At 41.3% G+C, this 21,065-nt stretch carries 12 protein-coding genes and 2 pseudogenes; 5 read left to right on the forward strand and 9 right to left on the reverse strand.

Going from position 1 to position 21,065, the window contains the following annotated elements; genetic code table 11:
- Positions 1 to 3 precede the first annotated feature (3 nt).
- From V7L29_RS34875 to V7L29_RS34885, 3 genes are all read left to right on the forward strand, one after another.
- Positions 4 to 963 (forward strand): Sll0314/Alr1548 family TPR repeat-containing protein, encoded by a 960-nt coding sequence (locus tag V7L29_RS34875; protein WP_334738357.1) that lies wholly within the window; start codon positions 4 to 6, stop codon positions 961 to 963.
- A gap of 119 nt (positions 964 to 1,082) precedes the next feature.
- Positions 1,083 to 1,535: a DUF3531 family protein gene (locus tag V7L29_RS34880; protein ID WP_334738358.1), complete on the forward strand. Its 453-nt coding sequence runs from the start codon at positions 1,083 to 1,085 to the stop codon at positions 1,533 to 1,535.
- 8 nt (positions 1,536 to 1,543) lie between these two features.
- Positions 1,544 to 1,975, forward strand: coding sequence for an NUDIX hydrolase (locus V7L29_RS34885; RefSeq protein ID WP_334738359.1), 432 nt, complete (start codon positions 1,544 to 1,546; stop codon positions 1,973 to 1,975).
- A gap of 37 nt (positions 1,976 to 2,012) precedes the next feature.
- Here the strand turns inward: V7L29_RS34885 and V7L29_RS34890 are convergent, their stop codons facing one another.
- The 7 genes and pseudogenes from V7L29_RS34890 to mfd form a co-directional block, all read right to left on the reverse strand.
- Complete coding sequence (locus tag V7L29_RS34890) at positions 2,013 to 2,393, reverse strand: type II toxin-antitoxin system HicB family antitoxin (RefSeq protein WP_334738360.1); 381 nt, start codon at positions 2,391 to 2,393, stop codon at positions 2,013 to 2,015.
- Positions 2,394 to 2,427: 34 nt separating this feature from the next.
- On the reverse strand, positions 2,428 to 2,634 hold the full coding sequence (locus tag V7L29_RS34895) for a type II toxin-antitoxin system HicA family toxin (RefSeq protein WP_334738361.1): 207 nt from the start codon (positions 2,632 to 2,634) through the stop codon (positions 2,428 to 2,430).
- A 254-nt stretch (positions 2,635 to 2,888) separates the two neighbouring features.
- Positions 2,889 to 3,722 (reverse strand): hypothetical protein, encoded by an 834-nt coding sequence (locus tag V7L29_RS34900; RefSeq protein WP_334738362.1) that lies wholly within the window; start codon positions 3,720 to 3,722, stop codon positions 2,889 to 2,891.
- A 409-nt stretch (positions 3,723 to 4,131) separates the two neighbouring features.
- A pseudogene (locus V7L29_RS34905) lies at positions 4,132 to 4,452 on the reverse strand (TRCF domain-containing protein); the annotation flags it as partial.
- Between the two features lie 39 nt (positions 4,453 to 4,491).
- Positions 4,492 to 4,800 carry a type II toxin-antitoxin system RelE/ParE family toxin gene (locus V7L29_RS34910; RefSeq protein WP_334738363.1) on the reverse strand — a complete coding sequence of 103 codons (309 nt, stop codon included), beginning with the start codon at positions 4,798 to 4,800 and terminating at the stop codon, positions 4,492 to 4,494.
- Positions 4,784 to 5,047, reverse strand: coding sequence for a hypothetical protein (locus V7L29_RS34915; protein WP_334738364.1), 264 nt, complete (start codon positions 5,045 to 5,047; stop codon positions 4,784 to 4,786). Before V7L29_RS34915 ends, V7L29_RS34910 begins: the two co-directional genes overlap by 17 nt.
- Before the next feature lie 123 nt (positions 5,048 to 5,170).
- Complete coding sequence (mfd, locus tag V7L29_RS34920; RefSeq protein ID WP_334738365.1) at positions 5,171 to 8,689, reverse strand: transcription-repair coupling factor; 3,519 nt, start codon at positions 8,687 to 8,689, stop codon at positions 5,171 to 5,173.
- A 241-nt stretch (positions 8,690 to 8,930) separates the two neighbouring features.
- On the opposite strand from mfd, the gene V7L29_RS34925 reads away from it, so the two are divergent.
- The gene (locus V7L29_RS34925) at positions 8,931 to 10,259 is read left to right on the forward strand and encodes a hemolysin family protein (RefSeq protein WP_334689914.1); all 1,329 of its coding nucleotides are present in this window, start codon (positions 8,931 to 8,933) and stop codon (positions 10,257 to 10,259) included.
- Positions 10,260 to 10,323: 64 nt separating this feature from the next.
- Here V7L29_RS34925 and V7L29_RS34930 read toward each other — a convergent pair whose 3' ends face one another.
- Together V7L29_RS34930 and V7L29_RS34935 are read right to left on the reverse strand one after the other, a co-directional pair.
- On the reverse strand, positions 10,324 to 11,505 hold the full coding sequence (locus V7L29_RS34930; RefSeq protein ID WP_334689915.1) for an aldo/keto reductase: 1,182 nt from the start codon (positions 11,503 to 11,505) through the stop codon (positions 10,324 to 10,326).
- 524 nt (positions 11,506 to 12,029) lie between these two features.
- Positions 12,030 to 17,942: pseudogene (locus V7L29_RS34935) on the reverse strand (amino acid adenylation domain-containing protein); the annotation flags it as partial.
- Positions 17,943 to 19,613: 1,671 nt separating this feature from the next.
- Between V7L29_RS34935 and V7L29_RS34940 the strand changes: the two are divergent.
- Complete coding sequence (locus tag V7L29_RS34940) at positions 19,614 to 21,056, forward strand: sugar transferase (RefSeq protein WP_334689917.1); 1,443 nt, start codon at positions 19,614 to 19,616, stop codon at positions 21,054 to 21,056.
- Positions 21,057 to 21,065 lie beyond the last annotated feature (9 nt).

Here is a 21,065-nt window from a genome sequence, read left to right on the forward strand (position 1 = left end):
AAAATGACTAAAAGGTTTTCTTCGCCTCGATTAGTAGTGTCTGCTAGACTAACTAATCTTGTTCAGACTGCTTTTGCCACTGCGATCGCCTTTGGCGTTGCCCCTTGGGCAATCGCACTTAATCTGTGGGTAAATCCCTCACTGGCTGGCGATCCGTTTCGCAATAGCGAACCTCATCAAATTGGCGACCAAACAGAAGCAGCATTTAAAGCGATTTTCCAACAGGGCAACTATCCAGCGGCAGAGCGTTATCTCGAACAAGCACTATCCAAAGAGCCAAATGAACCTCTAGCTTATGCTATGAAGGCATCTTTAGCATATGGAAATAAAGATTGGGCTAAATTAGACACCTACAGTCAAAAAACTCTAGAAACCGGACAAAAACTAATTTCTAGTGATCCATTGCGTGGTAATTTATACACTGCTGTTGGTCATTTTTTAGAGGGAGCAGTAGTTATCACCCGTGAGGGAACAGTCAAAGGTGTGCCGCAAGCTTTTAGTCGGCTGCGGCAAGTTTATGAATATTTAGACAAAGCCGAAGCAATTTCTGCAAACGATCCAGAACTGAATTTAATCAAGGGTTATATGGATTTACTGTTGGCGGTTAATTTGCCTTTTGCTAGCCCAGATCAGGCAATTGGACGCTTAGAACAAAATGCTGCTCCTCGGTATTTAGTGGATCGGGGTATTGCCCTTGCTTACCGGGATTTAAAACGGTATCCACAGGCACTAGAGTATGTCAACCGGGCGATCAAAACCACATCTGATAATCCAGAAATTTATTATCTCAAAGCCCAAATCCTTAAAAGACTAGGGCAAAACGAAAAAAGCCAGCAGATGATTCAGGAAGCGATCGCTAATTTTGACAAAGCATTGACTAAAAAATCCCAACTTCCAGGCGATTTAGTCAAACAAATTGAGCGTGAACGCAACAGTGCTGTTAGCCTGAAGGATACTGTGTAATTGGGCATTGGGCATTGGGCATTGGTGATTAAGTTTTTTCTTTATTCCCTATGCCCCATTCCCTATTCCCTACTTTGATATGCTTATTTTCAGAAGAGTAATTGAGATATTAGACCAAAATGAAGATTCAGTTCCGCGAAATTAATCCTTTTGATATGTGGATTTGGCTGAAATTCAGCACAAATCCTTCTGGGCGTGAAAAGCAGTTTGTAGAAGAAGTTTTCAATTCCTGGTTTTATCTAGGTAAATTGGGTGCATTTAATGCAGAGAATCTCCAGGTGCAGGATACTGGACTCGATATCAGCTACATGAATTATGATGCACAAGGGTATGACAAAAGCCTGTTAGCACTGATGCACAACATCGGTGAGTTTGAATATCAGGGTCAGTGGGGACGTTGTTGGTTTGACTTAGGAACTAGTGATGCGATCGCCCTGGATATTTTAATCAACGCCCTTACACAGCTAAGTCAGGAATATGTCACCATTGAAGAATTGTACATTGGTGGCGAAAATCCAGATTGGCCTGTTGAGGATAGCGAAAATCTTCCTTACTCTATTTACGATAATTAGTTACAAAAATGAATAAAGCAGGAGAAATTCGGGTAATAGCCTTGGGGCTAATTCGGGATGGCGATCACATATTTCTTTCTGAAGGCTACGATCCCGTAAAGCAAGAAAGATTTTATCGGGCTTTGGGCGGTGGTGTTGAATTTGGCGAAACCAGCCACGACGCCCTACAACGGGAGTTTCAAGAGGAAATTCAGGCAGAATTAACAAATATTAAATATCTAGGTTGTATAGAGAACCTATTTACATTTAATGGTAGGCAAGGTCATGAAATTATTCAGCTTTATCAATGTGACTTTGCTGATTCAAAATTTTATCAACTGGAAAGTTTAGTTTTTTCAGAATCACCAAATCATAAACATAGAGCGTTATGGATAGATATCTCTCGCTTTAAATCTGGAGAATTAAAATTAGTACCTGAAGTATTTTTTGAATATTTATAAATCATTTGGAAATTTACTAAGATTGCTTTGCTGTTAATTATGTAATTGTACTCAGCAATGACACAATATATTGGTTAAGACTAACGCCTTCCCCTTCAGAATTCTCAGCTAAACGTCGATGTAAAGATTTAGGCATCCGTAGTAGTAGTTTACCGCTATAGCTATCATTACTACTCGGTAAGGGAATATCATCGCCAGCTTCATAAGCTGTCTCAATCCACAATTCCCGCGCCTCATTGAGATTTGCCACTGTCTCTTCAAGGGTTTCGCCTTGGGTAATACATCCAGGTAAATCTTTAATTTGAGCTACATATCCCCCCTCTGGGTCGGGATAAAGTGTTAAAGAGTACTGAAGATTTAAATAATATTCTAAGGACGGCTTCTCAATCTGCTGGTTCTTTTGGTTCAGTGCCTTCATCAATCCACTCTTCTAAATTTAATAGTTCAACTATTTACTGTACATAGATTCCTTTAACTTTTTGTCCTCCTGTTTTGGGTACAGTGATAGTTTTACCTTGGGAGTCTCGGAAGCTATGATGGCTACCCTTAGACCTTTTTTCTTCAAAACCAAAAGCTTCTAATAGATAGTAAACTTCCTGAAACTGAACTTCTGGAGGTCGCTTTCGGAACTGATCTACTAATTTTCTTAGTTTGCTCATTGAAAAATGATACTATATATAGTATCATTTTTTTGAGATATAAAAAAGTGATCGCTTGGGGTAGGAGCAAACAAAGCGCGATCGCTCTCAATAGCAGAAGAAGTAAAATTTGAATATGAGCAAGTGTTAGGTTTGCTGGTGTCAATCTAAACTAAGACTTACGCACCCTCTATGAGTCTTGGCGCTCTTGGCATCTTGGCGGTTAGATAAATCAAGCTTTTTGGCGATTTTTGCGTAAGTCCTATAAACCATTCCTACACAATTTGATGATAAGTAATTATACTTTCTACCTCATTTTGTGGGTCTGCAAGCCAGATTTGATCTACGCTAGATGGAATAGTTGCATTTTCGATTATTTCCACAATTACTTCTGGCGCAGGGATGGACAAAATATCACCACATATTTCTATAACTAAAATTTTTAAACAGTTGGCATAATCCTTAAATTTAATATCTGTATTAGATAAATGTTTAGCTAATTCCTTGGCTATCTCCTCTTCGGCTTCCGCTAATGTTTCAAATTGATACGACAAGGATTTTGCTGAACCAGATAACCTTAGTCCTGATTTGTAAGATTCATCATCACGTTCATTTTCTGGAACCCGGCGAAAGCACCAAGGAATAGGCTCTAATGAAGAGATTTGATTAGAGATATGAAACTCATCAATATGCTGCAATACATGAGCTACTATTTGATTGGATATTAAAGTAAATTTTTGCTTCTTATTTTGATATAAGGCATTTTCGTTGATGACAATCTCATACATATCTTGAGATAAAACAGGTTTTAAATCGCGTACATAAGAATCTTTGAAATACTCATAAAAGTCGTGGAAATGCCGATGCTTCCCATAATAATCGTGGGGATAAACTATCTTTTTACATTCAATAACCATAGGTTTATCACCCGGAGCCTCTAATAGTACCTCTGGCTGTTTAGTTTGCTGTTTGCTGCCTTTCTCAGAAATATCGAGAAACTTGGAAAGACTGTAGTCTTTGCCAAAAGCTTCATTAAACTGAATTGCAAAATCTTTTAAGCCTTTTCTCCATTCACATTTATCATCCCGAAGACAGTGGAAGGATACCATAGTTTTTTTAAGTACATTGTTTTTTAATGAATCTCATCCCGATTATAAGTATAAATTTATTAATTGTCTCTATAAATACATCAGCTTTACTTATTCTCGCTCACGGGTTTGGGCTTCATGGCATAACATTGCGAGCGTATGCTTCACTATCTGTAATAACAGTCCGTGAGTTGATTACGCCTTGGCTCTGCCAATAAGCAACAAGTTCGGCTCCTGTATTGGGAGGATTTGCTGAAACTCTACCTCACAGAAAGAATCCGAAGAATGTATTCAGAAAGAGAAAGGTTTAGCCGAGAAGCTTCAATAAAAAGCTCATTTTCTAGCTTTGGCGGCAAATTAAGATTAATACTCACTCTGCTTATACGCTGTAGGTTTGGTTCTTGATTGATAGAAATTTAAGCAAAACTTATCAAACAACAGCCGCCTCTGGAATTGCACCCTGCATTTTCCCGAAAGCATCAATCAAATTCTGCAATTGTTGATCTGCTTTAAAAACTCCTAACCCGCGCACCGTCACTTTACCTGGAGAATAGACAAAGCGTGTCTTGAGATTTTCTGGTAAATTCGCCGCCAACAAATTCCAAGCAGGTTCCTCCATCGGCGTTTCTAAAACGACGTGCTGCTTATTTTCTGGTTTAATCCGGCTAAATCCAAGTTTTTTCGCTAGCTGTTTGAGTTCCATGACTCGCAAAAGTTGATTTGCAGGCACTGGTAAATTACCATAGCGATCGCCTTAAAATCCTAAACTCCACCTTCTAACTCTTCTAGGTCATCTACTGTCAGTGGTGCTTGACCACTGTAGCGCATACAACACATCAACTGTAGTACCTCGAATCGTAAAAAGTACTCGATATACGTTTTTAGCTTTCCCATAAAGAAGTTGGCGTACTTCTTCTGGAAAAATTTCATGTTCCACTGCTAAGGCACAACGTTGGGGCTTCTCTTGTAGGGTAGCAATAGCATTCATCAATCCTCGAAACCAACGATCAGCAAATTCAGGATTCCCCTCTCGATACCAGCGATAAGCTTGCTCAATCTGAGCTTCCGCAATTGGGGTAATCTCAACCTGAAATGCCATACTTTTGCTGCATTTCTAGGGCGAAATCCTCAATTGGGCGAGTTTTACCAGCGTTGAGTTCCTCGAAACCTTGTCCAATACCTGCAATTGTCTCCAACTGATCAATCAGTTTGCGTAATTTGGTGGGGTCGATTTTGCCAGGATCTAGAAAGGTGACAAGGACTTGAGAGCGATCGCCAACATCTTGCGGTTGCTCGGTGAAGTGAATTTCCCCATCCTGATAAATGCCTTCGATAGTTTTGATCATAAGTTGAAGTTGGGTTGGTATTTCCTTTAATTCTACTAACAAGTTTCAAAGGGCTGGGTTTGGAATTCCCACCTGCTGAAAATGACATAGGTTTTCACTTGATGACTAATCTTTTTCTACCGATCAAACAACAGCCGCCTCTGGAATCGCACCCTGCATTCTCCCGAAAGCATCAATCAAATTCTGCAATTGTTGATCTGCTTTAAAAACTCCTAATCCGCGCACCGTAACTTTACCTGGAGAATACACAAAGCGTGTCTTGAGATTTTCTGGTAAATTCGCCGCCAACAAATTCCAAGCTGGTTCTTCCATCGGCGTTTCTAAAACGACGTGCTGCTTGTTTTCTGGTTTAATCCGGCTAAATCCAAGTTTTTTCGCTAGCTGTTTGAGTTCCATGACTCGCAAAAGTTGATTTGCAGGCACTGGTAAATTACCATAGCGATCGCTCCACTCGGATGCAATCTGCTTTAATTCTGATTTAGATTTCGCTGTGGCCACCGCTCGGTATGCACTCATCTTTTGATCCAAATCGGTAATATAATCTGCTGGGATAAATGCTGTGAGGTTAAGGTCAATCTGGGTATCCTCCACTTTCGGAATTTCTTGTCCTCGGATTTCCCGAATTGCTTCTTCCAGCATTTCCATATATAAATCAAAACCGATGGCATCCATTTGACCAGATTGTTCTGCACCTAGTAAGTTACCCACGCCTCTGATTTCCATGTCGCGCATTGCTAGCTGATATCCAGAACCTAACTGAGTAAATTCTTGAATTGCTCGTAAACGTTGCCGTGCCGCATCAGATAATGCTCGTTGCTTCGGATAAAATAACCAAGCATGAGCTTGTATACCTGCACGTCCCACACGACCGCGTAATTGATACAGCTGTGCTAAACCAAAGCGATGAGCATCTTCAATCAAAATGGTATTTACTCGCGGAATATCTAAGCCAGATTCAATAATTGTCGTACAAACGAGAATGTCTGCATCGCCATTATTGAAAGTGAGCATGGTTGATTCTAACTCGCTTTCATCCATTTGACCGTGAGCGATCGCAAACCTAGCTCCCGGTATCACTTCTCGTAAATTCGCTGTTGTCTCTTCAATTCCGTCCACTCGTGGAACTACATAAAATACCTGTCCGCCTCTGTCTAATTCTTGACGAATTGCAGTGCGGATACTTTCGGAATTAATCGGTGAAAGATGGGTTTTGATCGGGCGTCTGGTTGGGGGTGGCGTGGTAATCAAACTCATTTCTCGAATTCCCGACAAGGACATATACAAAGTACGGGGAATGGGAGTGGCGGAGAGGGTAAGCACGTCCACCTGAGTTTTCAGGCTTTTAATTTTCTCTTTCTGGTTCACCCCAAACCGCTGTTCTTCATCCACTACCAACAGTCCTAAATCCCGGAATGTCACGCCTTTACCTAAAAGTTGGTGCGTACCAATTACTACATCTAATTCACCCGTTGCCAATCGCTTTTGAATATCGCGGCGTTCTTCGGTGGAACGAAAGCGGTTAAGTAAGCCGACATTCACTGGGTAGGGTGCAAAACGTTCTTTGAGTGTATGGTAGTGCTGCTGTGTTAAAATAGTCGTTGGCGCAAGGAGTGCCACTTGTTTACCGGCGATGACTGCTTTGAAAATAGCACGAATCGCCACTTCCGTTTTTCCGAAACCGACATCGCCACAAACTAAGCGATCCATTGGGCGATCGCTTTCCATATCTCGTTTCACATCTTGTACAGCTTTGAGCTGATCCGTTGTGGCTTGATAAGGAAAAGAGTCTTCTAATTCCTCCTGCCAAGGCATATCATTTGGAAAGCTAAAACCTTGTTGTTGCGATCGCGCTGCATACAGTTTCAACAAGTCCACCGCCAATTTTTTGATCGCTTTGCGGACTTTATTCTTGGTATTTTCCCAAGCTTTACCGGTCATCCGGTTGAGTTCTGGTGCTTTATCACCTGCGGCGCGGAACCGCGATAAGGCCCCTACTTGATCGGCTGCGACTCTGAGTAACCCGTCAGCATACTGCACTACTAAATAATCACGGGTTTCGTTATTAATCGTCAAACTTTCCAGCTTGACAAATTTGCCAACACCATGATTCCTGTGAACCACATAATCGCCTGGACGTAGCTTATTGGGATCAACTTGCTTAGAAGTAGCTTTGTGGCGCTTGCGGATATAGCCGGGAGTCGCTAAGGAATGCTGTCCAAAAAATTCCCGATCTGTAACGATTACTAATCGGTATGTAGGCAGGATAAAACCTTCTAGTTCGGCAAGACCAGAATATTTTAGAGCTATGGGAGTATGGTTAATTTGGAGCTTATCTATCGCTTGGTAGTCGCGAGGATTCGGGATAAACTGAGCCGGACAGTCATGTTCTTGTAGTAGCGAAACAGAACGCGAAGGTTGAGCAGAAATCAGCCAGATAGAGAAATTGCGATCACGTTCTTGACGGATGGTTTCAGCTAGTTTAGCAAACTGGTGCGGCGTAACTGGAATAGAGCGACTGGCAAGATTAATTCCACTATTTTCCTCTGACAGTTCCGATAAATATAATGTTTTAAATTTGGCAACATCAGCCAGACACTGATCAAAAGACCGATGAATTTTCGGCAATGTTAGGGAAGTAGATTCTTCCCTATGCGCCATTATCCATTGTTCTTCAGCATTTTCCACCCAGCGATCGCTATGAGCATGACACTGTTCTGGCTCATCAATGGCAATCAGGGCATTTTCTGCTAAGTAGTTTAGCAAAGATGCTGGTTGCTCGAAAGCCAACCCCAAAAAGCGACGACTACCTTCCAAGAGTGATGAATTATCAGTGATCAGTTCTGAGTCAGAATTTAACTTATAACTCATAACTCCTAACTCAGAGCTATTTTTGAGTGCCGCCATCACAATAGGAGCAAAGTTAGTAGGGGTAAGAATTAACCGAGCAACTTTGTCCAGGGCTGAACGTTGAGTTGCAGGGTCAAATTCCCGCATTTGCTCGATTTCATCACCAAACCATTCCAGGCGGACTGGAAACTCAGATGAAACTGGGAACACATCAACAATATCGCCCCGCCGACTCCACTGTCCTTCCGTTTCCACCAAAGGTACTCGTTCGTACCCCAGAATAGTTATTTTTTCACTAAAGGCATTCAAGTCTAATTCCATTCCCCGCTTCAGCGTAAGACAGAATTGTTGAAAAGCTTCTGGTGGCGGTAAGTGGGGTTGTAGCGCCCCTTGGGTAGCCACAATCGCCATCTTGGGTAATTGTGAGGGATTGGGGATCTGGTTTTCTTCCCCATGCCCCATACTCAAATCTGCCAGTACCTGCATTTGCCCCCAACTCATTTCAGTTTCCGGGTCAAAAGGTTCGTAGGGAGAAGCCTCGGAGGTGGGGTAAAAATGTACTGTTTGCCATCCCATTGCCTCCAGTTGTGCGTAAACGCGTCCAGCTTCCTCCAGAGTGGCGCAAACTACAAATAAATCCTTGCCCATAGCCCGTGCTAATGCCGAAGCCACTAGAGCCTTGGGCAGCCGGGGAATGCCATTTAACCGCAATTCTTGTTGTCGATTTAGCTTAGAAATAAATTCAGTGGTGAGCGGCGATCGGCCTAAGGCACGCACAATAGAAGAAAATGACATAAGTACTACTAGCTGTGGGAGTCTTTGTAGGTGAGAAAATCTTGAGGCAGTTTATGTCAACCATTTTAAAAGTGTTAACAGCTTTCTTATTCCTTTGGTGGAAGAATAATGCACAGCGACTAATAAACTTAAGAACTATAAGTATTACTTTGTGTACAGTCAAAGCATTTATAGAAGCATCGTTTAATACTAGATACTAGGGATTGAGCTACGTTCGCTCTGATAAGCCGCAATTTGAAACATGTCCTCCATGACTTTTGAAATTTTAATAATTTTGGTGCTAATTATTGCCAACGGTGTGTTTTCTATGTCTGAGATGGCGATTGTCTCAGCGCGCAAAGTTAGGCTACAGCAGCTTGCCAATCAAGGAGATGCCAAGGCAAAGGTAGCACTGAAACTAGCTGAGTCTCCAAATCATTTCCTGTCAACCGTTCAAGTAGGTATTTCCCTGATCGGTATCCTGACTGGTGCTTTTGGAGGAGCAACAATTGCCAGTCGGTTGGCAATCTATGTAAAACGTGTCCCCTTGTTAGCACCTTATAGTGACCCGCTCTCCTTCGGAATAGTGGTTTTGCTCATTACCTTTTTCTCACTAATTATTGGCGAATTGGTACCGAAGCGTCTGGCATTAAACAACCCAGAAAGGATTGCATCGATTGTAGCTATTCCAATGCAAGCCTTGGCGGCGATCGCTTCTCCAATAGTCTATCTTTTAAGTGCTTCTACAGATTTGATCCTGCGAGTGTTGGGAATTACAGCTTCTACCGAGCCGCAAGTTACCGAAGAAGAAATTAAAATTTTAATTGAACAAGGCACTGAGGCGGGAACCTTTGAGGAAGCCGAACAAGATATGGTGGAGCGAGTCTTTCGTTTAGGCGATCGCCCTGTCAGCTACTTGATGACACCCCGTCCGGATATTGTCTGGCTGGACTTAGAGGACTCTGCCGACGAAAATCGCCAAAAAATGGTTGATAGTGCCTATTCTCGGTATCCAGTTTGTCAGGGGGGACTTGACAATGTGCTGGGTGTTATCCCAGTTACCGACTTATTAGCCAGGAGTTTCCGAGGAGAACCGCTAGACTTGACAATGGGATTGCGACAGCCAGTATTCGTGCCAGAAAGCACCCGTGGTTTGAAAGTTTTGGAATTGTTCAAGCAAACTATCACTCATATGGCGCTAGTAGTCGATGAATATGGCGTGATTCAAGGATTAGTCACTCTCAACGACATCATGAGCGAAATCGTAGGTGATGTTCCTTCAACAGATGGGCAGGATCAACCACAAGCTGTGCAACGCGAAGATGGTTCCTGGCTTTTGGATGGGATGTTGCCTGTAGAGGAGTTTTTAGAACTTTTTGGTATGGAACAGTGGGAATCCGAGGAACGCGGCAGTTATCAAACTTTAGGCGGTTTTGTGATCACCAATTTAGGTCGTATTCCTGCCGCAGCAGATTATTTTGAATGGCAAAGTATGCGAATTGAAGTGATGGATATGGATGGTAACCGCGTTGATAAGGTGCTAGTCGTACCTAAAGGAAATAAATCACCGGATACAACAAAATCTGATTAGTGTTGGGCATTGGGGAGTTAGGAGTTATTTTTGCCCATGCCCAATGCCCTATTTATGCAATTTGTCAAGTTCGAGATAGACGTTTAACCGCTTCACCCGCCAACAACTGATGGGCTTGTTCCAAAACTTGGGGGATTTTATCGGCGTGGGGATTGCGGGCGAGACATTGCCGCAAGTTTAATTTATCTAGCTGATCAGCTTTGTTACCAGGGAACCAGTGGCTGGCATTGCCAAGCAGATTGTAGCGCATTTTAGCGTAGTCTACCAAATCGTAGGCGATCGCCAGATTCCACAGCCATAAAATCACCCGAATATTTACCTCACCAGGGGTTTCCTCAAGGGTTGGGAGATTGGTCTGCCAAGATTTTACCCAATCTTCTCCCAAAGTAGCGATCGCTTCTGACTCCAACCTTGCTAAAATTGGTGGCAAAATTGACCATGCCCGATCTACTAATTCTAAAGTCTTCAGGTGTTCATCAAAATCTTGTGGTTTTGCTGCTCCCAAGCTCAGGGTATGCACTTCTTGATGACTCAAACAAAACAAATCATTAAACACCATTGGACTCAAAGGGGCGCAAAGATTTACTAACTTTTGCGGTGCTTTATATAACAAACCTCCTTTATCAGATGGGCTAATGATAAACACTCCCATATCGTGGTGTTTAGCTGCTTCAATTGCCGCCCAATTCCATTGATTAATGTAATACCAGTGCAGGTTCACATAATCAAATTGGTTAGTATTAATTGTCTGCACAATCATATCTGTTGATCCATGTGTGGAAAAGCCAATAAATCTGACTTTTCCCTCAGCTTGCAACTGCTGCGCTACTTCCAAACAGCCACCAGGACGGATGCTATAGTCGAATGACTCAGTATGATTGATGCCGTGCAACCCTAAAAGATCAACATAATCTAGTTGGAGATTTTTCAATGATTGTTCAAATTTATCACGGAATTCTTTCGCATCTGCCTCTGGGTTTACTTTGGTCTGAACAATCAACTTTTCGCGGGGAAACTTGGGCAATATTCTCCCCAATTGTATTTCGGAAGTGCCATAACCACGGGCAGTTTCAATATGATTAATCCCAACCTCGACTGCCCTTGTAATAGTTGCTTCCAGATTCGTCTGGTTCTCAGCAGGAATTTGATTATTGGGAACATCCTCCCATTTGAACTGATATCTCATGCCACCGCAGGAAAACACTGGCATCTGTAATTCTGTGCGTCCAAATCGTCTATATAGCATCAGTGGGTTGTGGATTGCTTATCAACTTAAAATCTCAAAATGATAGTCATTCAAGCTTTCAGTGCCACAATAATTACCTCTCAATACGGTTCGGATAAGACTCGATCCCCCCAACCCCCCTTTTAAGGCTTGCTCAAAATGGCTCTATTTCCCCCTTTTTAAGGGGGATAATGGGGGATCTTTAAGGACTGTACAGCTTAACCGAATCGTATTGAATTACCTCTGTTCAATCTGTGACACTAACAAGATTGATCGCATTATTAAATTGGTCAGGTCTTTTGGTTATTGGACTGTGACCAGTATTCCAGTTCCACAGAGTAATTATCTCATCCTAGTTCCCACTAGCAAGTATTTTTCTATATTAGTATTTCCTGTCAATGCGTAAGTTCGATTGTCTGACAATATGATTAGCTAATCCCAACTCTCAGGTGATCATTTTCTGCCCTTGTGTTCTGGTATTTTCCAAGACTTCATAGATGCTGGCCCATTGCCGTTGAAATCCTGAACTTAGGGGAAAGTTGAAATTAATTCTTTGGAGACTGCGCCTGAGTTAAGCAATTTCTCAATGTTTCAGCTAACACCTGGACGTGGGGTTCCTTAAGTAGACCATGGTGAGATCCGGGAAGGTAATGGATATCTAATCCTCCAGCAACTACGTCGCCCCAGCCGAATTGAGGATCGTATTGTGTGCCTATAGCTTCACTCCGATTTTGATCCTCTGTTCGCAAGAGGATAGCTTGACCAAGGTAAGGTGAAAAGATATATTCATTGATGGCTTGAGTGTTAGCATCTATAATCTTTAAGTGCTTGTCAGTTATAGGTAAATCAAGTAGCTCTTCCAAGTAACGCTTATATCTATTTTGAAGATGCTGCTTACGCCAATCGCTCCATTTCATGACCTTTTGCCAAAGGTAGGTAGGCCCTTGTTGAACAATATTATTTAAATGTAAAAAAACTCGCTTGAGAAATGACGCCCGCCAGCTATAACCTGGACGACAACTATCAAGTATAACTAGAATACCAACTTGTTCGCCTTGCTCTTGGAGTTGCCGAGCCATCTCGAAAGCAACTATACCCCCAAAAGAATAACCTCCCAAAAAATAAGGGCCATTGGACTGAAGAGTTTGAATTTCTTGAATATAGTGAGTTGCCATATCTTCAATCCGCGTATATAAAAGCTGTTTTCCATCTAGCTCTTGTGGCTGGAGTCCATAAAATGGTTGCTCTGAACCAAGATGCAGTGCCAATTCACGGAAACCCAAGACTTCTCCACCCAGTCCGTGAACACAGAAAAAAGGTGGTTTGGAACCATTGGGTTGAATTTCTACCAAGGATGACCAGCTAGATTTTGATTGGTCTAAGGTATTTACTAAAGCCAAGTTTGTTGCTATATCTTTTTCTTCTTGGGAGATTATTTTGGCTAGAGCCTCTACAGTACTTGACTGGAACAGAATGGCAAGAGGCAGATTTTTACTAAATGTCTTTTCAATTTGCCAAAACAGTTTTACTGCTAATATGGAATGTCCTCCTAGCTCAAAGAAGTTGTCCCTGACACCAATAGGCTCAATGCCCAGAACTTGTTCCCAAATTTTGGTCAGTTGGAATTCTAATTGATCGCGGGGAGCCACATAGGTGTTTTCTGAATCAAGCCTTGTTGAGTCTGGTGCTGGTAAAGCGCGGCGGTCGATTTTGCCGTTGGGGGTTAAGGGTAGGGTGTCTAGTAAAACGAAAGCACTAGGCACCATATATTCTGGCAGTTTCTGTTTAAGAAAGTGGCGTAGTTCGTCTGTGATTGGTGTGTGTTCTGGGTGAGGAACGATGTAGGCGATTAGTCGCTGGTTTTCTGGATTATCAACTCTAGCTGTGACAACAGTTTGTTGTATAGTGGGGTGTTGTGCTAGTAAAGCTTCAATTTCTCCAAGCTCGATGCGGAAACCACGAATTTTTACTTGATTATCGAGGCGACCGAGATATTCGATATTACCATCATTTAGGTAACGGGCTAAGTCACCTGTTTTGTAAAGGCGGCTTTCAAAGTCGCAACTGAATGGATTATGAATAAATTTTTCTGTTGTTAATTTAGGCTGATGTAAATAACCCTGTGATAACCCTGCACCACCAATATATAGTTCTCCTGGAACACCCACAGGTACGGATTGCAAATATTTATCCAAAATGTAAATTTGGGTGTTGGCTATAGGACGGCCAATGGTCACTAAAGCTTCTTGCTGCTCAATTCGATGAATTGTAGACCAAACAGTTGTTTCTGTCGGTCCGTATAAGTTCCAAACTTCAGCACCTCTTTGGCGCAAGTGGTTAGCTAAATTTTGAGGTAAGGCTTCACCACCACAGAGAATTTTCAGTTGTGCACTTCCTTCCCATCCTGCTTCTAGTAACATCCGCCAAGTCACAGGAGTGGCTTGCATAATAGTTGCAGCAGAGTTATTGAGTTGTTGCAATAACTGTAAACCGTCGGTTGTAACTTCCCGACTGACTAAAATTATCTTGGCTCCTAGTGTTAGCGGAAGAAAAATTTCTAAAACCGCAATATCAAAAGATAGAGAAGTGACTGACAACAGACTATCAAGATTGGTTAATTGTAGGTGCTGTTGCATCCCGGTGAGGAAGTTGAGGACGCTGCGATGGGTAATTTGTACACCTTTGGGTTTCCCTGTGGAGCCAGAAGTATAAATTGTGTAAATTAAATGATCGGGAGCAATGTAGCTTTGTGGGGAATTTGGCTGATGTGCGGCGATGTAATCGCTGTCGCTATCTAAACAGATGACTTGGGCTTGGTGGGATGGAAGAGTTTTTAATAAATGTTGCTGGGTTAATAAAATGGAAATTTGCGAGTCTTCCAACATGAATGCCAAGCGCTCTTGGGGATAGGCTGGGTCTAGGGGTACGTAGGATGCACCTGCTTTAAGGATACCTAGAAGTCCAACTATCAGATTTAGCGATCGCTCCACACAAATACCCACCGGCACCTCTGGTTTCACACCCAGTGATATCAGGTAATGCGCTAGCTGATTAGCACGTTGATTGAGTTGCTGGTAAGTTAGTTGTTGGTTCTCAAAGATTACAGCAATGGCGTTGGGAGTTCTTTCGGTTTGAGCTTCAAATAACTGATGGATGCAGGTATTTTTGGGGTAGTCAGTTTGGGTATTATTCCACTCTACTAGTAGCTGATGCTGTTGGGCTGCTGTTAACAAAGGTAAATCGGAAATATGCTGTTCTGGGTTGGCGACGATACCTTCAAGTAAAGTTTGGAAATGCCCTAACATTCGAGTGATAGTTGTAGCATCGAATAAGTCCGTGTTGTATTCAATTCCACCTTTGATCCCCTCTGAAGTTTCTTTCAGGTCGAGGGTAAGATCGAACTTTGCTGCACCGCTATCTACTTCTACAGGGGTAATGGTCAATCCCGGAAGTTCCCAGAGTTGGCTTGGGGTATTGTGGAAGGCAAACATTACCTGAAACAGCGGTGAGTGGCTCAAATCTCGTTCTGGCTGTAGTTCTTCTACTAACTTCTCGAAGGGCAGGTCTTGGTGGGCATAAGCTCTTAGTGTTACTTCTCGAACTTGACTAAGTAACTGCCGGAAACTTGGGTTGCCTGAAAGGTTAGTGCGTATGGCTAAGGTATTGACAAAGAACCCAATCAACGCTTCGGTTTCAACTTGGTTGCGACCAGCAATAGGAGAACCGATGAGAATGTCTTCTTGCCCAGTGTAGCGGTGCAATATTGTTCCAAAAGCTGCCAGCAATGTCATGAATAGGGTGACACCCTGCTGATGCGAGAGTTCTTTTAACGATGCACTCAGGGTCTGAGGTAGTATCAAGGATTGCACTGCTCCCTGATAAGTTTGGACTGGTGGGCGTGGTCGGTCGGTTGGTAATTCTAATACAGTATTTGCACCTGCTAACTGGGTTTTCCAATAATTAATTTGGCTAGAAAGTACCTCACCTGATAGCCATTGGTGCTGCCACACAGCAAAATCCGCATACTGAATGGGCAATTTTACCAAAGGAGAAGGCTTACTGCTCAAAAAGGCTTGATAAACGGCTGCTAACTGATGCCAAAGAATGCCTATTGACCAGCCATCTGAGGCTATGTGGTGCATGACCAACAAGAGTATATGCTCCTGTTCGCCTACCTGAAACAAAGTAGCTCGCAGCATCAAGTCAGATTCTAAATTGAAGGGGCGTTGCGCCTCTTGATTTAGGAGACATTCCACTTGCTTTGGTGTTACCTTAATCATTTTGAGTTCCACTGGCCGAGGCGTGCGAATTACTTGTATGGGGCTACCATCAAATGATTTAATAAAGTTTGTTCGCAGTGCCTCGTGATGGACGATGACCGCATCTAGTGACTGTTGCAATACACCCACGTTTAACTTGCCCGTTAAGCGCTGTGCATTCGAGACGATATATGCTCGGCTGTTGGGTTCCAACTGCTCCAAAAACCATACTCGCTGCTGGGCAAAGGATAAAGGGGCTGACTCCCGGTTGGCTATTTGGGGAATAGTCTGATTTTGGGGATCATTTTCTTGAGTTGGGTTTTGGGCGATCGCTTCAGCTAAAGTAGCGATCGTGGGATTCTCAAATAATAGTTGCAACGGTATTTCTATCCGAAAGGCTTGGCGCACTCGAGACATCACTTGAGTGGCCAGCAGTGAATGACCTCCCAATTCAAAAAAATTGTCGTAGATGCCTACTTGTTCCAAACGCAAAACTTTCGCCCAGATAGTAGCTAAGACTTCTTCTGTCGAATTCTGAGGTGGAACAAAGTTAGTTGAGAGCTTAAGAGTAAATGTATTCGGTGCAGGCAAGGCGCGGCGGTCTATTTTACCGTTGGCATTTAATGGCAAGCTGTCCAAAAATACAAAGAAACTAGGTACCATGTATTCAGGCAGCTGACTTTGCAAAAAGCGACGCAATTCAACCTGGCTAGGAATTTGCTCTGGACTGGCAACAACATATGCCACGAGTTGCTTATCATCTGTAACATCCTCTCTAGCGATGACTAAAGTCTGTGTTAGTGCCGGATGTTGACTTAATATGGCTTCAATTTCTTCCAATTCAATTCGGAAGCCACGAATCTTTACTTGGTGGTCAATGCGACCAAGGAACTCGATATTACCATCGCTCAAGTAACGTCCCAAGTCCCCAGTTTTGTAAAGACGTGCCCCTGTTTCAGAACTAAAAGGGTCGAAAATGAACTTATCTATAGTCAATTCTGGACGGTTAAAATAGCCTCGCGCTAGACCAATACCGCCAATGTGCAGTTCACCTGATTCACCAACAGGCACAGGCTGCAAATTTTCATTAAGGATGTGAATCTCTGCATTAGTAATGGGGCGACCAATGGGAGCAATGGCGTAATTAGTGCTGCGCTGACAAGTCCAGAAAGTGGTATCAATAGAAGCTTCTGTCGGGCCATAGCAATTATGTAGAACATTGTCCAAATTCAGTTGAGCAAAAAAGCGTTCTATGAGTTCGCCAGGTAAAGCTTCACCACCGCAGATAATGTGCCTGAGGAATTGGCAATTCTCAATTCCTTTCTCTTCCAGTAAGACACGGAGTATGGAAGGTACTAAGGCCAAGACGGTGATTTGCTGCTCAGTAATTACCTTCACAAGGTAGGCACTATCTTGATGTCCACCAGGGCGGGCCATGAACAATTGCCCTCCGAAGCACAATGGCCAGAATATCTGCCACACTGAGGGGTCGAAGCTAAACGAAATAGTCAGTAAAACTTTATCTGCCTGAGTTAATCCAAAAGTTGTTTGCTTCCAGTAGAGTTGATTGCAGATCCCTCGGTGAGGGATCATTACACCCTTGGGCTGTCCTGTAGAACCAGATGTGTAGATTACGTAAATGAGATTATCAGTTGTCGTCTCATTTACAGGATTTTCTTGACTGTTTTGGATATTCCCTTGCCAGTTTGAGTCCAGACAGATTACTTGTGCCTGATGCGGTGGTAGATTCTTGAGAAATTTTTCTTGGGTTAACAATATTGGTGTCTGGGTGTCTTCCAAGATGAAGGCTAAACGCTCTAAGGGATATGCCGGATCTAAAGGCACATAAGCGCCTCCAGCTTTGAGAATTCCCAGCAGTCCTACAATCATCTCCAAGGAGCGCTCTAGGCAAATACCCACAAGTACTTCAGGCCTAACGCCTAAAGCACGTAGGTGGTGCGCTAGCTGATTGGCCCGTTGGTTTAACTGCTTATAAGTAAGTTGTGTATTTTCAAATACTACAGCAATGGCTTGGGGCGATCGCTCAACTTGCATCTCAAACATTTGATGGATGCACAGATCCTGATGATAAACTGCTTGGCTATCATTCCATTCCTGTAGAACTTGAGCGCTAATGATGTGAGTTAAGCTATTTAACGGAATATTTTGCTTATATTCTGAAGTCTGGCTATTTATCTGCATTTTCTATATATCAACTCCATCAGTAAATGCCATTCTTTTAATTTATTACTTATTGTATATTTTTTATATAAAATTCCATGTGAGGTTGCATATTAACGTCTTTAGGATAGAAGCCTGGGGCTACAGAAACAAAACCTAGTTAGCCTTGAGAGCAGGACGCTGCGCGTAGCTTATTTTCCCAAAAGGTTACAGCTTGTGGTTTGTAGTACTCAGGTAATTATATGCATCTTCAAAAAGAATTGTATTTAAAGCTCTAGCTAATCGACTTCTACTTAACATAATAAACATCAGTTTTCTCCCCAGCATCTTATTTTAACTAAAACTTTAAAATCAAAGTAAAATCAAAAAATTTCATGAGCAATTATTGAGATACAGCCATAGACAAGCATTTAATTTGCGGTTTTAGCTTTAGTTTGTAAATAAAAGCTTTTTGGTTTTATCTAAATCTGAGATAGCTCAAATATAATACTGAAAAGACTTTATCGTTTTTTGGGAACACTTGCTGAAGGAAAAAATAATTATTACCAAATCTTCATTGTGTTTATTCATATGTAAAAATAGTGTAAAGCTATATATTTACTTAAATTGTTGATTTTTTATGGTGATATACTGTGTCTAAGTACATGTCACTGCAAAAAAGGGTCGGAAATCAAGATTGCGATCGCACTATACACTGTTTATTCCAAAAGTTAATTCCGTACCTGATTTCTGGTGATGTGTACTCAGCCCCAAATTCAAGATTAGAATAGTCCAAAATGAAATATACACGTAAAAAAATTGTATCAAAAAAATAGACTCTATCAGGAGGTAAAAATGTCTATAACGCAGATATCACAAGACTTACACATATCAGACGTTGTTGATATTAGTTTCAATTATTAAAATTTATTTTCATTAATTTGTGATTAACTTCCTAGAGATGTCCATGAAACTGACCCAAGTTTAATAGGACTTACGCAAAAAATTTCTCAAACTCTTATTCCCACCGAAGTCTGAGCGCCGGCTTTGGGCGCTCAGACTTCTCTCCGTGTCCTCTGTGGTTTGATTTTCCGTTGCTTGTGCGTAAATCCTGTTTAACTAAAATATGCGATATGTAAATTTTTGTAACAATAATCAAATTTTTGATGCATTTTGCTGTAATTTAAGCTTGTAAGTTTTGTAAATCAGTAATAATGCGTAAAAAAACAGAGAACTTCTAAGCAAAGCTGAATTAATCTAGGTAAACATGCTACAGTAATTTCAGAAGGGATATCACTGTTTCATAGAAGTGGAACTCTGCAATGGAATTGTAGTAATTCAGTTTAACTGTTACGCACTTTAAAAATTCTAATATTTTTACCTCACCTACTTGATTATTAACGTCAGGAATTTTATTCAACTAGTAAGTGAACTCACCAACAAATCCTTTTTTGGTATCAAAGCTCAAAATTTCCTGGCTAAACTGGCTTCTCACCTGCAACAAAACCTAAGTATCTGGGTAATAACCGTACTCAAACGACCCTGGAAGATACTTTGGCTCAAGAACTTAAAGTTCCTCCAAAGAAAATGGTTAGTAGTAGATTACAAAGACCAAGTTTCTTTGAAATAAAAATGTCATATCCCCCATTTTCCCTCATTTGTATTATATAAGTTTCCATCAGATTTTAACTACATCAAGTGTTCCTAACTATGAGTAATCAAAGCATTACAACAAATAAATTCAGTGAAGTGCCTTTGGATTTACGTGCATCTGCATTTGTCAGGGTGCGCAAGGGCTCATGGTGGTTGAGATTAACAACCTTGTTTTTAGTAGACTATACTCTTTTATCCTTAGCTTGGGTTTTAGCTGGATATCAATCTTCCTATGGGTATTTTACTTGGTATATACCAAATCATTATTTGCCGATTTTAATAACTATTGGCATTCAAATAGGATCACTAGCTGTCGAAGGTATTTATCGAGAAGGTCAAAAACGCTATGACTATTTCAATATTATAAAATCGCTAACTTTTGCTCATGGATTAATACTCCTAGTTTGTTTTTTGTATAAACCAGTTGTTGATATTACGCGTCCCAGATTAATATTATTATCTTGGTTGCTAAGTATATTTTTTATTTGTACTGGTAGATATGCTGTGAATTTTACTCTTGAATATCTGCGGAAGCAGAAAAAAATAGTTCGTTCTTCTGTCTTCATTATTTGCGATCCTGAAGAGCATGAGCAGATTGCTAGCTTTATAAAAAAAGAAAAGCATTATATTGTATCTGGAACAGCAAATGCTAATTCATTAGACAGATATCAACGTCAGCAAACATTGAATCAACTTAATCAATTAGGTGTAACAGAAGTTTTTATATCTTGGTATGCTCTAAAAAACAGAATGTTTTTATGTTGGTTATTTCAAGCATCCGGTATTCAAGTGCATATTTTACCGATGGAATTAAAACCAATTTATAAAAATGTAGAATTTAATAAAATAGGGGGGATGCCTTGTCTGAGCTTGGATTGTCCAATAATTACAGGTAAAGATTTTTGGATAAAGCGCAGTTGTGATTTTTGTTTCGCGACTTTATTTGTAATGTTATCATTCCCTATTTATATAGCTATAGCTATAGCTATCAAACTGGACTCTCCTGGCACAGTATTTTACAAGCAAACTCGTATAGGTTTACATGGGCAACAGTTTAAAGTATGGAAATTCCGAACTATGAGGTCTGATGCGGAAAAATTACAGAAAGAATTAGAAGCACTAAATGAAACGAAAGATGGGATTATCTTTAAAATTAAGGACGATCCTCGTGTTACCCGTGTTGGAAAATTTCTTCGTCGTTACAGCTTAGACGAATTACCTCAACTTTTTAATGTTATCTTTGGAGAAATGAGCATAGTAGGACCTCGACCTTTACCTACTAGAGATGTTGATAAGTTTTCTGAACATCATTTTATCCGACATGAAGTTTTACCTGGTATTACAGGTCTTTGGCAAGTCTCAGGTCGCTCGGATATTTTAGATTTTGAACAAGTGATTAATCTTGATCTTAACTACATTGAAAATTGGTCACTTGGGTTAGACTTTGAAATTCTCCTCAAAACAGTTATGGTAGTTTTGAAAAAAGAAGGTGCCTACTAAGGTTATAAA

The sequence above is a fragment of the Nostoc sp. genome (assembly GCF_036916575.1).
Classification (GTDB): domain Bacteria; phylum Cyanobacteriota; class Cyanobacteriia; order Cyanobacteriales; family Nostocaceae; genus Nostoc.

Excerpts from the sequence above, each read along its gene's own strand:
- V7L29_RS34875 (WP_334738357.1), top strand. The coding sequence starts at position 4 with ATGACTAAAAGGTTTTCTTCGCCTCGATTAGTAGTGTCTGCTAGACTA.
- V7L29_RS34880 (WP_334738358.1), top strand. The coding sequence starts at position 1,083 with ATGAAGATTCAGTTCCGCGAAATTAATCCTTTTGATATGTGGATTTGG.
- V7L29_RS34885 (WP_334738359.1), top strand. The coding sequence starts at position 1,544 with ATGAATAAAGCAGGAGAAATTCGGGTAATAGCCTTGGGGCTAATTCGG.
- V7L29_RS34890 (WP_334738360.1), bottom strand. The coding sequence starts at position 2,393 with ATGAAGGCACTGAACCAAAAGAACCAGCAGATTGAGAAGCCGTCCTTA.
- V7L29_RS34895 (WP_334738361.1), bottom strand. The coding sequence starts at position 2,634 with ATGAGCAAACTAAGAAAATTAGTAGATCAGTTCCGAAAGCGACCTCCA.
- V7L29_RS34900 (WP_334738362.1), bottom strand. The coding sequence starts at position 3,722 with ATGGTATCCTTCCACTGTCTTCGGGATGATAAATGTGAATGGAGAAAA.
- V7L29_RS34910 (WP_334738363.1), bottom strand. The coding sequence starts at position 4,800 with ATGGCATTTCAGGTTGAGATTACCCCAATTGCGGAAGCTCAGATTGAG.
- V7L29_RS34915 (WP_334738364.1), bottom strand. The coding sequence starts at position 5,047 with ATGATCAAAACTATCGAAGGCATTTATCAGGATGGGGAAATTCACTTC.
- mfd (WP_334738365.1), bottom strand. The coding sequence starts at position 8,689 with ATGTCATTTTCTTCTATTGTGCGTGCCTTAGGCCGATCGCCGCTCACC.
- V7L29_RS34925 (WP_334689914.1), top strand. The coding sequence starts at position 8,931 with ATGTCCTCCATGACTTTTGAAATTTTAATAATTTTGGTGCTAATTATT.
- V7L29_RS34930 (WP_334689915.1), bottom strand. The coding sequence starts at position 11,505 with ATGCTATATAGACGATTTGGACGCACAGAATTACAGATGCCAGTGTTT.
- V7L29_RS34940 (WP_334689917.1), top strand. The coding sequence starts at position 19,614 with ATGAGTAATCAAAGCATTACAACAAATAAATTCAGTGAAGTGCCTTTG.